Origin of the sequence: Priestia sp. TSO9 (genome assembly GCF_021029645.1) — a bacterium.
GTDB lineage: Bacteria > Bacillota > Bacilli > Bacillales > Bacillaceae_H > Priestia > Priestia megaterium_E.
In genome coordinates this window covers 99,355-112,403 of sequence record NZ_JAJEKD010000006.1, presented here as the reverse complement: position 1 = coordinate 112,403, position 13,049 = coordinate 99,355, and the positions used below count along the sequence as shown (strand labels likewise).

Annotated in this window: 12 protein-coding genes and 1 riboswitch; of the genes, 5 read left to right on the top strand and 7 right to left on the bottom strand. The window is 37.9% G+C overall.

Annotation, left to right across the window (positions count from 1 at the left end; genetic code table 11):
- The first annotated feature begins 65 nt into the window (after nt 1-65).
- Together LJC66_RS01705 and ade are read left to right on the top strand one after the other, a co-directional pair.
- A complete protein-coding gene (locus LJC66_RS01705; RefSeq protein WP_013055127.1) occupies nt 66-293 on the top strand; it encodes a DUF1128 domain-containing protein in 228 nt (75 codons plus the stop codon).
- A 182-nt stretch (nt 294-475) separates the two neighbouring features.
- Nucleotides 476-577: riboswitch (purine riboswitch) on the top strand.
- An 83-nt stretch (nt 578-660) separates the two neighbouring features.
- Nucleotides 661-2,397 (top strand): adenine deaminase, encoded by a 1,737-nt coding sequence (gene ade / locus LJC66_RS01700; RefSeq protein WP_195695535.1) that lies wholly within the window; start codon nt 661-663, stop codon nt 2,395-2,397.
- A gap of 237 nt (nt 2,398-2,634) precedes the next feature.
- On the opposite strand, the gene LJC66_RS01695 is transcribed toward ade, so the two are convergent.
- The 4 genes from LJC66_RS01695 to hmpA all read right to left on the bottom strand — a co-directional run bounded on the left by LJC66_RS01695 (nt 2,635) and on the right by hmpA (nt 6,940).
- A complete protein-coding gene (locus LJC66_RS01695; protein WP_230931704.1) occupies nt 2,635-3,381 on the bottom strand; it encodes a CAP domain-containing protein in 747 nt (248 codons plus the stop codon).
- 359 nt (nt 3,382-3,740) lie between these two features.
- Nucleotides 3,741-4,253, bottom strand: coding sequence for a type 1 glutamine amidotransferase domain-containing protein (locus tag LJC66_RS01690; RefSeq protein ID WP_013081517.1), 513 nt, complete (start codon nt 4,251-4,253; stop codon nt 3,741-3,743).
- 143 nt (nt 4,254-4,396) lie between these two features.
- A complete protein-coding gene (locus LJC66_RS01685; protein WP_230931703.1) occupies nt 4,397-5,686 on the bottom strand; it encodes a lysine N(6)-hydroxylase/L-ornithine N(5)-oxygenase family protein in 1,290 nt (429 codons plus the stop codon).
- Nucleotides 5,687-5,758: 72 nt separating this feature from the next.
- A complete protein-coding gene (gene hmpA, locus LJC66_RS01680) occupies nt 5,759-6,940 on the bottom strand; it encodes an NO-inducible flavohemoprotein (RefSeq protein ID WP_195695538.1) in 1,182 nt (393 codons plus the stop codon).
- Between the two features lie 216 nt (nt 6,941-7,156).
- On the opposite strand from hmpA, the gene LJC66_RS01675 reads away from it, so the two are divergent.
- Both LJC66_RS01675 and LJC66_RS01670 read left to right on the top strand, forming a co-directional pair.
- Nucleotides 7,157-7,606 (top strand): Rrf2 family transcriptional regulator, encoded by a 450-nt coding sequence (locus LJC66_RS01675; RefSeq protein ID WP_028410145.1) that lies wholly within the window; start codon nt 7,157-7,159, stop codon nt 7,604-7,606.
- Nucleotides 7,607-7,779: 173 nt separating this feature from the next.
- Nucleotides 7,780-7,911 carry a YflJ family protein gene (locus LJC66_RS01670; protein WP_016762840.1) on the top strand — a complete coding sequence of 44 codons (132 nt, stop codon included), beginning with the start codon at nt 7,780-7,782 and terminating at the stop codon, nt 7,909-7,911.
- 48 nt (nt 7,912-7,959) lie between these two features.
- On the opposite strand, the gene LJC66_RS01665 is transcribed toward LJC66_RS01670, so the two are convergent.
- Together LJC66_RS01665 and LJC66_RS01660 are read right to left on the bottom strand one after the other, a co-directional pair.
- Nucleotides 7,960-9,045 carry a nitric oxide synthase oxygenase gene (locus LJC66_RS01665; RefSeq protein WP_230931702.1) on the bottom strand — a complete coding sequence of 362 codons (1,086 nt, stop codon included), beginning with the start codon at nt 9,043-9,045 and terminating at the stop codon, nt 7,960-7,962.
- A gap of 99 nt (nt 9,046-9,144) precedes the next feature.
- A complete protein-coding gene (locus LJC66_RS01660) occupies nt 9,145-10,077 on the bottom strand; it encodes a D-2-hydroxyacid dehydrogenase (RefSeq protein WP_230931701.1) in 933 nt (310 codons plus the stop codon).
- Nucleotides 10,078-10,338: 261 nt separating this feature from the next.
- Here LJC66_RS01660 and LJC66_RS01655 point away from each other — a divergent pair, with 261 nt between their 5' ends.
- Nucleotides 10,339-11,895: an ABC-F family ATP-binding cassette domain-containing protein gene (locus LJC66_RS01655; protein ID WP_013055117.1), complete on the top strand. Its 1,557-nt coding sequence runs from the start codon at nt 10,339-10,341 to the stop codon at nt 11,893-11,895.
- A 194-nt stretch (nt 11,896-12,089) separates the two neighbouring features.
- On the opposite strand, the gene LJC66_RS01650 is transcribed toward LJC66_RS01655, so the two are convergent.
- A complete protein-coding gene (locus LJC66_RS01650) occupies nt 12,090-12,986 on the bottom strand; it encodes an amidase (protein ID WP_230931700.1) in 897 nt (298 codons plus the stop codon).
- Between the last annotated feature and the right edge of the window lie 63 nt (nt 12,987-13,049).

Genomic DNA, 13,049 nt, shown 5'->3' with positions numbered 1-13,049 from the left:
ATAAAAGTGTTCACACGATAAAAACATGTTACAATAAAAAAAACGCAACTGGAAGGATGAACAAAGTGGATTTATCAGTAAAATCTCCAGAGAATATTAAACATATGGTCGATAGCATTAGTGAAAAACTGCGCATGCTAAATATCGGAGCAATTAAAGCTGAAGCTTTTGACGAAGAAATGTATGAAGACTTAAAGTACTTATACGATATGGTAATGAGAAAAGATTCTTTTAGCCCAAGTGAAATGCAAGCGATCGCAGAAGAATTAGGTACACTGCGTAAACAAGCTTAATGACAACTCCGTCAATGACTAATAGCCATTGACGGTTTTTTCTACATTTTTTTCTACACATGAATGCTGCGCCTTTTAGCGAGCAAATAAGAGTTAAATCGTTTACATACACATAGATGAAATATTCCCAAAAATCTTTCTTTTTTATTAGGAATTGACGTTTTTATTATTTGTCTATAGAATGTATCGAAATACCTAAAGCTCGTATAGTCTTGGAAATAGGGTCCAAGAGTTTCTACCGAACTACCGTAAATAGTTGGACTACGAGGGTTGAACATCATTCATGCTGCATTTTTATTCTTCTTTATGTTCTCCCTTACATAGTCCTTCATTGTTATTCAGTTATACAATGAGAGGAGTCACATTCATGTCAAATACAAAAACAACCTTAAAAAAACAGCTTGCTGTTGCCAATAAAAAAATACCTGCAGATCTTGTAGTGAAAAACGGGAAAATTATCGATGTCTTTACGCTTTCCATCATTGAAGCTGATATTGCGATTGCTGATGGAGTGATCGTTGGAATAGGTCAATACGATGGGAATAACGTTGTGGATGCAAAAGGAAAATACATTTCTCCTACATTCATTGATGGACACGTTCACATTGAATCATCAATGGTTACACCTAAAGAGTTCTCAAAACTTCTTGTACCTAGAGGCGTCACAACTGTCGTAACGGACCCTCATGAAATTGCGAATGTTTCAGGGAAATCTGGCATTGAATTTATGCTTCAAAACTCGGATTCCATTCCTTTAGACGTATTTGTAAACTTACCTTCAAGCGTGCCAGCAACTCCTTTTGAAAGCTCTGGAGCCGTCTTAAAAGCAGTTGACTTAGCGCCATTTTTCTCTCACCCTCGCGTGCTTGGATTAGCAGAAGTGATGGATTTCCCTGCTGTTCGAGATGGAGATGACGATATGCTCGATAAATTACAAGCAGCTAACGATGCAAACGGCGTAATTGATGGGCACGGCTCAGGGCTAGATGCCACGGGCGTTAATATTTATCGTACCGCTAACATTTCAACAGACCATGAATGCGTAACAGCAGAAGAAGCAATTGAACGTATTCAGCGCGGGATGTATGTTCTGATCCGCCAAGGTTCTGTCGCTAAAGATTTAAAACAATTATTACCTGCTGTAAATGAACGCAACGCGCGCAGATTTTTATTCTGTACAGATGACAAACACCTAGATGATTTATTAACGGAAGGTTCTATTGATTATAATGTTCGTTTTGCTATTGAACTCGGGCTGGATCCGTTAATTGCGATTCAAATGGCTTCGTTAAATGCCGCTGAATGCTACGGGTTAAAAGATAGAGGTGCGGTTGCTCCTGGTTACAAAGCGGATTTTATTCTATTAGACGACTTAACCGATATATCTGCAGCACATGTCTATCAAAACGGAGAGCTTATTGCTAAAAATGGAGAGATGCTTTCTGTTCAAGAAGAACAAATTGATCTTCCAACAGAACTAATGAATTCTGTTCATTTGAAAGAGTTCTCTATTAACAGACTTACGATACCACTTCAGCACAATCGCGCTAATATTATTGAAATTAATCCAAACAGCCTGATTACAAATCATATCGTAGAAGAAGTTCAAGTGAAGCAAAACGAATTTCAGTCTTCTGTAGAAAACGATCAGCTGAAAATGGCTGTTGTTGAGCGTCATCATCTAACAGGGAATATTGGTCTTGGAATTGTAAAAGGTTTTCAGTTAAAAGACGGAGCGATTGCTACCACGATTGCTCACGATTCACATAATATCGTAGCCGTAGGAACAAATGATGAAGATTTAGCAAAAGCAATTGCGGCAATTGAAGAAATCGGCGGAGGTATTGTTATTGTAAAAGGCAGTGAAGTGATTGGCTCCCTCCCTCTTTCCATTGGAGGATTAATGTCACCTCACCCTTACAATGAAGTAAACAGCTTACTTAAGCAGCTTCACGGGGCTCTTCATGAGCTTGATATTTCAAAGAAATTCAACCCGCTGCTGACATTATCTTTCTTAAGCTTGCCTGTTATCCCATGTCTAAAATTAACCGACAAAGGATTGTTTAACGTAAAAGAATTTAAGCATATCACCGTTCAAGCATAAAATAAAAAGGACTCTTTCGAGTCCTTTTATTTATATCCTTTAGACGGCGCAGTTCGAGTTTTACGATTTTTATAATGACGATATCCTTCTTTTAAAAGGATAGGAAAAACAGCGACTAGAATTTTTTTAAATATACGTCCCAATTTAAGGCACTCCTTTACGTGTTCTTACTTTACTATACCCAAATTGGACAGCTAAAAACGCAAAAAAGAGCAGGTATATCCTGCTCTTTTTGTATTACTTACCGATAAATTGTTGAGTCCAGTACGTAGTATCACCTTTTACGTATCCAACACCAATTTCAGTGAAATCAGGGTTTAGAATGTTTTTGCGGTGACCGTCACTGTTCATCCAAGCATTCATTACATCTTCAGGAGATTGCTGACCTTTTGCAATGTTTTCACCTGCAGTTGTATATTCAATGCCGAATTGTTTCATCATATCAAATGGTGAACCATATGTTGGTGAATTGTGGTCAAAGTACCCTTTGTCCATCATATCTTTTGATTTAGTGCGTGCAACGTCACTTAATTTTTTGTTAAGTGTTAGAGGTTTTAAACCTTGTTTTTCACGCTCTTGGTTCACTAAATCTACGACCTTTTGTTCGAATTGACTAGCATCTTTTGTTTGTTCTGCTTTATCAGTATTTTCTGATTGTTGAGCTTTTGTGTTTTGCTGTGTTTGCTCTGGAGCTTTTGCTTCTTCACTTTGCTCTGGTGCTTGTGCTTGTTCCTGTGGGGCTGCTTCAGCTTGCTCTGGTGCTTTTGTTTCTTGTTGTGGAGCTGCTGCTTGAGCAGATTGTCCTTGAGCGTTAAATTTCTTTAATAGCTCATCTACATTTATGTTTTGTGCTGCTTGAGCATCTTTAATAGTAATTTGTTTTGGAGTGTTGCAATCAGGAGCTGCTGCATTTGCTTGTCCTGCTGTTAGTAATCCTAATGATACGGCACCTGCGACAGTGGCAATACGAAACCTTTTCTTCATGTTTGAAATCCTCCTATGTGATAATAAAGTTTTTTTGTAAAACCGCAACGCATCTAAGCTTGTAGCAAGCCAATCTCGTGATGCACCCTCATTGTTGCATGAAAACTATGAAACTCGCAACGTCTTTTAAGCTACCAAAATTATACTTTCATTTATGTAAAAAATGTTTCGATTGTGTTACGTGGCTTTCATCTATTGATAGTAAAAGGTTTTCATATTCTTTTAGAAACCGCTTCATCCAATGCAGTAATATAACTGTAAATTCCTCGTCAAAATCGTTACATACAAAAAAGGCGACAGCAGAGTGGTAAACCACCCTGTTATCGCCTTTTACAGAAAGTTTTACTAATATTATTTACTCATTTTAAGACATTTACTGATTCACGTACGAATGCTTCCATATCGTCTGGTGTACGGCTTGTAACTAGTTGATTACCGCATACCACCACTTCTTTGTCATGGAAGTTTGCACCTGCATTTTTCAAATCAATAGCAATTGATTTGAAACCAGTTACGTCACGTCCTTTTAATGTTTCAGCATTGATTAGCAGCTGTGGTCCGTGACAGATAGCCATAACCGGTTTGCCTTCATCCATAAATGATTTTGTGAAAGCTACGACTTGATCGTCCGCACGTAAGATATCTGGTGAGAAACCTCCCGGTAAAAACAATGCGTCAAAATCTTCTGGTTTTACATCCGCAATTGCTTTATCAATTGTTAATGTTGTTTCGCCTTGTTTACCTGTTACTTCACCTGTTTTAACATCGATTTTTGTTAGCGTATGGCCTTCTTCTTCAAAGGCTTTGGCTGGATCTGTATATTCCACATCTTCAAATAAATCTGTTACTAATACTGCAATTTTCTTACTCATTCTAAGCAACTCCTTAATTGATTTGTGTACTAATGTTCTATAAATAAAATACCCGTACACTATTCTTTTAAACATAGTTTATGGGTAAAAAACTTTTCTACAATAATCAAAAACCACATTGAAGATTTTTATAAAGAAGAAATTCAAAACAAATTAAATTTCTGGAACGTCGTCTCTTCTGGAACTGGGTACACGTCTCTCCCTGCAATCACGTTCAGAATACGCTGATTGCGCTGAACGGATAAACCAAGATTTGTTGCGCCAGATCCATGTGAATGTTCAATATTGGTTAACGTAAAAAAGTGGTGGTTACGAGGTTGTTTAAAGACAAGCCGGTAATCTTTTGTGACTTTAAAACGCTTGTCATCTTCCCATTCGATATCATCTTTTATTCGTTCGATGAACGGCGAAATTTTTGGCTTATAGCCCGTGGACAATATCAAACGATCCGCTTCGTATTGAAAAGAGCGTTCAGCTTTTAATTGTTTGCACTCCAGCTCATATCCACTTCCTTTTTTATGAATATCACTTACTTCAGTCGAAGCTTGAATCGTAACGGGTACTTTTCCTTTAAGTGAACGATGATAAAGTAAATCATAGATTTTCGTTAAGGTAGAAGATTCAATTCCGTGACGTAAAGGATTTAAATCTTCTACCGTGCTTGTACGTTCCTCAAAAGCTAGCGAATGAAAATAATCTACATAGTCTGGCGAAAATAACTCTTGAGCAAGCTTGGATTGATCAAGCTGAAAAAAATTAGAGGATCTTGTAAACCATGTAAGGTGGTAATGATGTTCAGTCTGTTCTTCTAGTAAATCAAGAAAAATCTCTGCAGCGCTTTGCCCTGAACCAACGATCGTTACATGCTTTCCTTTTTGAATCTCTTCTTTTTTATGTAAATAGCCGCTGCTGTGTAAAATATGCTCATTCAGCTTTTCTTCAAAAGCCGGAGGTACAAGTGGAATGCTTCCTGTTCCCATTACAACGTGTTTAGCATTTACCGTTTGAATTCCCTCAGGTGTTTCTACCTTTACTTCATAATACTCTTCTTCATTTTTCGGTATCACGTCCACAACTTTTGAAGAAAAGTGACAGGAAGATAGCTGCTCCGCTACCCATTTTGCGTACTCGTTGTATTCTTGACGCGGAATGTCAAAACGATTAAAGAAAAAGAACGGATACAAGCGTTTTTGCTTGTGAATGTAATTTAGAAAAGAATAGGGGCTTGTTGGATTCGCAAATGTAACTAAGTCTGCTAGAAATGGAATCTGCAAGTCCGTGCCGTCAATTAACATGCCCGGATGCCATTCAAATTTCTCTTCTTTATCAAAGAAGATGGCATCAATTTCATCAAGAGGCTCAGCAAGGGCCGCTAAGCCTAAATTAAAAGGTCCTATTCCTATTCCCACCATGTCATACTGCGTATTTGTCATCTTTAAACTCCCTTTCATAAAAAAAGCTAACAGTATTGTCTACTGTTAGCTTTTTACCCTTTTTCCATACATTTATGCGGAAGGAGTCATACTCATTTTCGGGCCAAACGATTCATACATGATATTTTCTTGGGAAATACCCATTTCAGCTAGGCCTTCTAACACCATTTGCGTAAATGAAGAAGATCCACAAACATAATAATATGCATGTTTATCGCCTGCATATTTAGCTAGCTCTTTTTTAGTTAAGCGACCATACGTTATATGTTCATCATGCTGAGCTGTTTGCGCTTGACTATAGAAAACGTGTTGTTCAAACGTATATGTCTCTGACAACGATTGAAGCTCTCGTTTCATTGCATGAAACTGCTCATTTTTAGCACTGTGAATAAATGTTACTTCTTGATTGTTTTCTAGTGCTTGATGAAGCATTGACATCATTGGAGTAATTCCTACACCTCCGCTGATAAATACTGATTTACTATTTTCTTTTAAGACAAAATCTCCTGCTGGAACGCTGACTTCAAGCAAGTCTCCTTCTTTCAATTGGTCATGTAAATAAGTTGACACGACCCCGTCTTCCATTTGCTTTTCTTTTTTCACCGTAATTTTATAGTATGGTTGGTTTGGATAGCCAGATAAGCTGTACTGACGAATGGATAAATACTCTTGACCAGGAATTCGTACACTCACATACTGACCTGGCAGAAAAGCAGGCAGCGCTTTTTGATCAGGTGATACTAAATAAAACGAGTACACGTCTTCTGCTTCTTTTACTTTTTTATGGACCATTAGTTTTTTATAATCTTTCCATCCTTTTTCTTCGGCTTCTTCATATAATTCTTTCTCCACACTTATGAATACGTCCGCAATGGCACCGTATGCTTCTTTCCAAGCTTCCATAATCTCATCGGTCGCAGCTTCTTTTAAAACATCTTTAATTGCTTTTAATAAGAACTCTCCGACAATTGGATAGTGCTCTGCTTTTACGCCGATACTGCGGTGTTTATGAGCGATTTGCTTTACAACTGGAAGCAGCGTTTCAAGACGATCGATGTACTGCGCAGCGGCATAAACTGTATTAGCTAACGCCATTTGCTGACGGCCTGTTTTTTGATTTGTTTGGTTGAATACATTTTTTAAAGAAGGATACTGTTCAAAAAGCATCTCATAAAAACGAGTTGTAATTGCTTGACCATGCTGTTCTAAAACAGGAACTGTACTTTTTACAATAGAAATAGTTGTTTGTTTCATAACTTTCGCCTCCGAAAGATTCATTTTTAAAAGATATATTTTTAATACATCTTTATAATACTCATATCCTACTTAAAAAGATATATTTTATATACATATTTAAAGAAATGTTCACAAATTCACCTCGTCAAAAATGTGAGCATTCTTTCTGTATTTCTTAGATATAGACATGCTATTATAGATATATCAGCTGCTGATAAGAGAAGAGGTAAAAAGATGAGGCTCACACAATATACAGATTACTCACTGCGAGTTTTATTATATTTAGGCGTTCGCGATAATAATAAACTAAGCAATATAAAAGAAATTGCTGAAGCGTATAATATTTCAAAAAACCATCTTATGAAAATCATTCACGAGCTTGGAAAACTTGGCTTAATTGAAACGATCCGAGGACGAAACGGCGGTATTCGTTTAGCTCAGCTTCCAAAAGACATTAATATTGGAAAAGTGGTACGTCAAACAGAAGAAGATTTTCATATCGTTGAATGTTTTGATCGTGAAGGAAACTTCTGCATTATTAGCCCCGTCTGCAAGTTAAAAAGTGTTTTACATGAAGCCATGCAAGCCTTCATTAAGGTGTTAGATCAATATACGCTAGAAGATCTAATTCAAAATAAAGATGAATTAAACCTCCTCCTTCTATCTCAAAAAAACGAGGAATGAGTAAACTAACATTCACTTGAAATCATTCTCGTTTTTTTAACCTTTTTCCCTTTCATCATAAAATAAAAGATGTTACAATGAGGCACGTATTGGAAAGACAAGATGTCTCCATTCGAGCAGACAATGAACCTCATTCTGTTCATCCTAAAAAAATGACGAAAGGGTGTTTGAGTATGCACGTAGGAAGCAAAGGTTGGTATGTTGAGGAACTTAAAAAACGAGGAGTTCGCAACCACGAAGGCCGCAAAGTAGAAAAGTACAAAACATATGTACTTGCTAACTTACTTGATAAACACAAAAATTAATTAACGTGTAATAAGAGAGTACAAATGCGTACTCTCTTTTTTGTTCATTTAATAAGCAGCGTCTTGATAAAAATAATTTGGTGATAATACTTTATTTTTATAAGGCTTATGAAAAATATGCGTGGTAGCTGGCGAAACCGGTGGAATCAACCACGTCCAGTTCCCAGTCACTTCGCGGCCATTTTTTTGCTCTCTTTCTTCAAACAAGTGAAATTGCTGAGCAGCAGTGTGATGGTCTACAATGCTAACGCCTTCTCGTTTAAAAGAAGAAAGCACCGCAACGTTTAATTCAACAAGAGCTTTGTCCTTCCAAAGCGTCGCGTTGTAATCCATGTTCAATCCCATCATAGAAGCTATTTTTGGAAGTTGATTATATCGATACGTATCCGCTAAATTTCGCGCCCCAATCTCAGTCCCCATGTACCATCCATTAAACGGTGCTGCGACGTAATCAATCCCTCCAATTTCTAGCTTCATATCTGAAATCATCGGGACAGCGTACCATTTTAACTGTAAGTCTTCAAATTCAGGAAGTTCTGGATGCGTAATAGCTACTTCTTTCACTAAATGTTTTGGAATCTCAAAATATCGAGGCGACTCTTCATTCACTTGCAGTACCAGAGGAAGGACATCAAAATGCGTTTTCTCACCTTCCCACCCAAAATTTCGGCAAACCTCCGTGAACGCAACAGAATCAGGATCTCCTGCCGTACCGTATTCCGTCTCATACCCTGCATAGCGGATTAGCTGGTGATTCCATATTCTAACCGGCTCTTTTTCTTTCATTTTCGGTTTAAACACCGTAATAGTAGGCCGGATTTTCCCGTCATTTGTTGCATATTCAATATGGTGAAACAGGGCGTCTCTTACCTCTTCAACTGTGCTTGCATCTCGCTTATCAAATACATTGAGCGAGTGCCAAAATAATCGTCCAATACATTTATTGCTGTTTCTCCAAGCCATACGAGCTCCGTGCTCTAACTCTTCAAATGTATGATCATAATGTCCGAGTGACATAATTTGCTGATGGATTTCTTTTAACCGCTTGTTTTTATCCGCTTCGCTTTTTTCAAGTTCAGCGTAACACGTCTCTATAAATACACGTGCTTGTTCAAATAATTCTTCTTGCTTCAACGTTTGTTCCCCCCTAGAAGAACAGATTTCATTCTTTTCGTTCAAGAAAAGCAAGTTTCAGTATACCATTCTTATAGCGGAAACGCGCATCATAATGCTTTAATAGCCTCTTTCAATATTAACCAAGTTAGAAGGCAATTCGCCTTGCTCAACTTTTTGCAGCGTTTCAACAAAGCACTCGACGGCTTCTTCAGGCGTAGTCACCGCTGAAATATGAGGTGTTATGATGATGTTTGAATGATCCCACCAAGCAGATTCTTTCGTTAACGGCTCATGCTCAAATACGTCTATGTATGCTTTTCGAATACGCTTTTGCTCAACAGCCGCTACTAACGCATGTTCATCTACAGTTGCTCCTCGTCCGACATTTATAAAGTATGCATTTTCAACTACATTCATCCATTTTGAATCAAAGTAGCTTTTTGTTTCATGTGTTAGAGGCATTGTACTAATAATCCAATCGGCTTCTTTTAGCAATTCTTTTTCCTTCGAAATCAAGACCACTTGATCAAATGACGGCTTTTCATTTCCACTTTTAGATACACCCATTACTCGTACACCAAAAGATTTTAAAACGGCTGCAAGACGCCCGCCGATTTCACCTGTTCCGTAAATTATGACCGTTTGAGTAGAAAGCTGCTTAGGCTCTACCACTTTCCACTGCTTTTGTTTTTGCTGATGCTGAAACTCTGCGTGGTATTGAAGCTCAGCTAGCATATAGCTAAGACAATATTCACTGATTCGCTGACCGAATGAACAAACCGTACGTGTTAACATCACACTCTTTTTCCAGTTCCCACTTTCTAAGAACCGATCGACTCCTGCGCCGAGAGAATGAATCCATTTAAAGCTATGATCTTCAAAGCAGTTCGTTGGACCGAAGGATAAAAGCGCGTCAGCCCAGTTTAAATCTTCCATTGTAACGTCTTGCTCTTCCATAAATCGAAACGTCTGAGACAGCTGCTTTTGTTTGATTATCTCCTCCAGCTCTTTATGCATTCTTCCTGCCACTAGTATCGTATGAATGTTCATTTCTTTTCCCCCTGCCTTTTTATTCTTTTATATACTCTATTTGAATGATTCGACATAACCGTCCCTTCGTCATGAAGGATTTTCTACATTGATATATATAGTATGAATGAAGTGAAAGGAAGACGCGAGTGAATTTTATATGACTTTCAAGGCTGGAAAACTCATATGGATTTATGTATATAAGTTCGCTATAATCGTTATGAATCAATTTGTTTATAACGAAACGTACGATAGATATTTTAAAAGAAAAGGTGTGTCAGCATGAGTGTATTAAACGTAAAAAATCTAAGCCATGGTTTTGGTGACCGTGCGATTTTTAACGATGTATCATTTCGATTGTTAAAAGGTGAACACGTCGGCTTAATTGGAGCAAACGGCGAAGGTAAATCAACATTTATGAACATCATTACAGGCAAGCTAGAACCGGATGCTGGAAAAGTAGAATGGTCTAAAAAAGTGCGCGTTGGCTATTTAGATCAGCACACAGCATTAGAGCGCGGCCTTTCTATTCGTGATGTACTAAAAAGTGCTTTTCAATACTTATTTGATTTAGAAGCTCAAATGAATGGCCTCTATGAGAAAATGGCGGAGGTATCACCAGAAGAACTCGAAAAACTATTAGAAGAAGTCGGTACGCTTCAAGACCTCTTAACAAACAATGACTTTTACGTTATTGATGCGAAAGTCGAAGAAATTGCACGCGGATTAGGATTAGAAGATATCGGCTTAGATCGCGATGTACAGGATTTAAGCGGCGGACAGCGTACGAAAGTATTATTAGCTAAACTGCTGCTTGAAAAACCAGAAATTCTTTTACTTGATGAGCCTACAAACTACTTGGATGAACAGCATATTGAGTGGCTGCGACGCTACTTGCAAGAATATGAAAATGCCTTTATTTTAATTTCTCACGATCTTCCATTTTTAAATAGCGTGATCAATTTAATTTATCATATGGAAAACCAAGAGTTAAATCGCTATGTAGGAGACTACGACGATTTTATGAAAGTATATGAGATGAAAAAACAGCAGCTTGAAGCAGCTTATAAAAAACAACAGCAAGAAATGGCAGATTTAAAAGATTTCGTAGCGAGAAACAAAGCCCGTGTGTCGACACGAAATATGGCCATGTCCCGTCAAAAAAAGCTCGATAAAATGGAAGTAATTGAACTAGCTCAGGAGCGTCCAAAACCAGAGTTTAACTTTAAGGGTGCTCGTACTTCAAGCAAATTAATTTTTGAAACATCTGATTTAGTCATTGGATATGAAGAGCCGCTTTCTAAGCCACTGAATTTAAAAATGGAGCGAGGTCAAAAGATTGCCCTTGTAGGAGCAAATGGAATTGGGAAAACAACTCTTTTAAAAAGTATTTTAGGAGAAATCAAACCGATTTCAGGCTCTGTAGAAAAAGGAGATTACCAGCATATTGGCTATTTTGAACAAGAAATCAAAACGGCTAATTACAATACGTGTATTGAAGAAGTATGGAATGAGTTTCCTCACTTTACCCAATACGAGATTCGTGCAGCTCTAGCTAAATGCGGCTTAACAACAAAACATATTGAAAGTAAAGTAGAAGTTCTAAGCGGTGGAGAAAAAGCAAAAGTTCGTCTATGTAAGCTGATTAACAACGAAACCAACATTCTTGTACTGGATGAGCCTACAAACCACTTAGATGTAGATGCAAAAGATGAATTAAAACGAGCCTTAAAAGAATACAAAGGAAGTATCTTAATTATTTGCCACGAACCTGAATTTTATCAAGATGTTGTCACAGATGTGTGGAACTGCGAATCTTGGACGACTAAATTATTTTAAAAAAACGGGTTAAAAGAGGCATATCTTTTAGAAAAAGTGGGAATGATAAGATTAAGTTCCCCCCCTTTGTGTGAGTAGCCATTTTTTAAATGGTTACTTTTTTTATGTATAGTCCTTTAATAAAATGGCTATATTGTATCTATACTCCCTAAACCCAAAAAGACCGCTGCAGCGATGCAGCGGTCTTTTCATTGTCATGGCTTCATCTGTAGCCAGCTATCAAAATGATGAACAGCTATACTGCTTGGAGGATTTTGAGCTTGACACTCCGTAAGCAACATACCCAGCTCTTGCATCATCTTTTCTTCTCCTTTAGCAGAGAAAGAAATGTATTCTCCTTCATCCGAAGCCATCGTTTCTACCCCTATTTCAATCGGAGTGGATAGTACACGTCCCCACTTGCGTTCATTTTCTGTTATGTCAGCAATGCCATTTTCTTTATCCGCGTGGTTTCGGTACGCCATAATTGTGACTTCATCAGCGTACTGAATAACCCACTGCCCCAGCGAACCGGAACCATTGCTATTTTTGAATGGAACTTCGTCAAACCAAAACGGTATATCTACAGCAAGCGGCAAGTGTAACTCATGAGAGTGTACAGCGGCTTGAGAAATAACATATTGATACTGCAGAATACTTTTCGCGCGATTACTTTCCCAACTTTTATACAAATAAGGCTCTACATCCAAATGAACCCCTGAAAATTGCTGTTGCTCGTCTGCTTCTGCTTGGTAAGCTGTTATCCAATTAAAAAATGCTTCCTGCTCTTCTATACCAGAAGACCCTATCCAATAAGGAGCGCCGTCAAGTGCGTAAACACTTATGCCCTTGGCTTGTGCTTGTTGGATAAAATGTCTATATACGGAAGGTAAAAGATGAGTATCAATTTGTAAATAAACGTTTGTCACCTTTTTTTCTTGAAGCTTTTCGAGGATAGCTTCTTGGTTCAGCATCCATTTCTTTGTATCCCACACCCACGTCGACAGCGATATATTCATCTCTGCATTCACCTTTGATCCACATCCTATTCCTTTCCCCATATTAAACAGCCATACAACCACCAGAAAAATAAGAACGCACTTGCTTTTCACACTCTTTTTCCTCCTTTATACGAGCCAGAACTCATATAAAGAGAGTCTGACAGCTTGGCACAA

Coding starts and splice junctions, on each gene's coding strand:
- LJC66_RS01655 (WP_013055117.1), top strand. CDS start 10,339: ATGAGTGTATTAAACGTAAAAAATCTAAGCCATGGTTTTGGTGACCGT.
- LJC66_RS01670 (WP_016762840.1), top strand. CDS start 7,780: ATGCACGTAGGAAGCAAAGGTTGGTATGTTGAGGAACTTAAAAAACGA.
- LJC66_RS01685 (WP_230931703.1), bottom strand. CDS start 5,686: ATGACAAATACGCAGTATGACATGGTGGGAATAGGAATAGGACCTTTT.
- LJC66_RS01695 (WP_230931704.1), bottom strand. CDS start 3,381: ATGAAGAAAAGGTTTCGTATTGCCACTGTCGCAGGTGCCGTATCATTA.
- ade (WP_195695535.1), top strand. CDS start 661: ATGTCAAATACAAAAACAACCTTAAAAAAACAGCTTGCTGTTGCCAAT.
- hmpA (WP_195695538.1), bottom strand. CDS start 6,940: ATGAAACAAACAACTATTTCTATTGTAAAAAGTACAGTTCCTGTTTTA.
- LJC66_RS01660 (WP_230931701.1), bottom strand. CDS start 10,077: ATGAACATTCATACGATACTAGTGGCAGGAAGAATGCATAAAGAGCTG.
- LJC66_RS01690 (WP_013081517.1), bottom strand. CDS start 4,253: ATGAGTAAGAAAATTGCAGTATTAGTAACAGATTTATTTGAAGATGTG.
- LJC66_RS01675 (WP_028410145.1), top strand. CDS start 7,157: ATGAGGCTCACACAATATACAGATTACTCACTGCGAGTTTTATTATAT.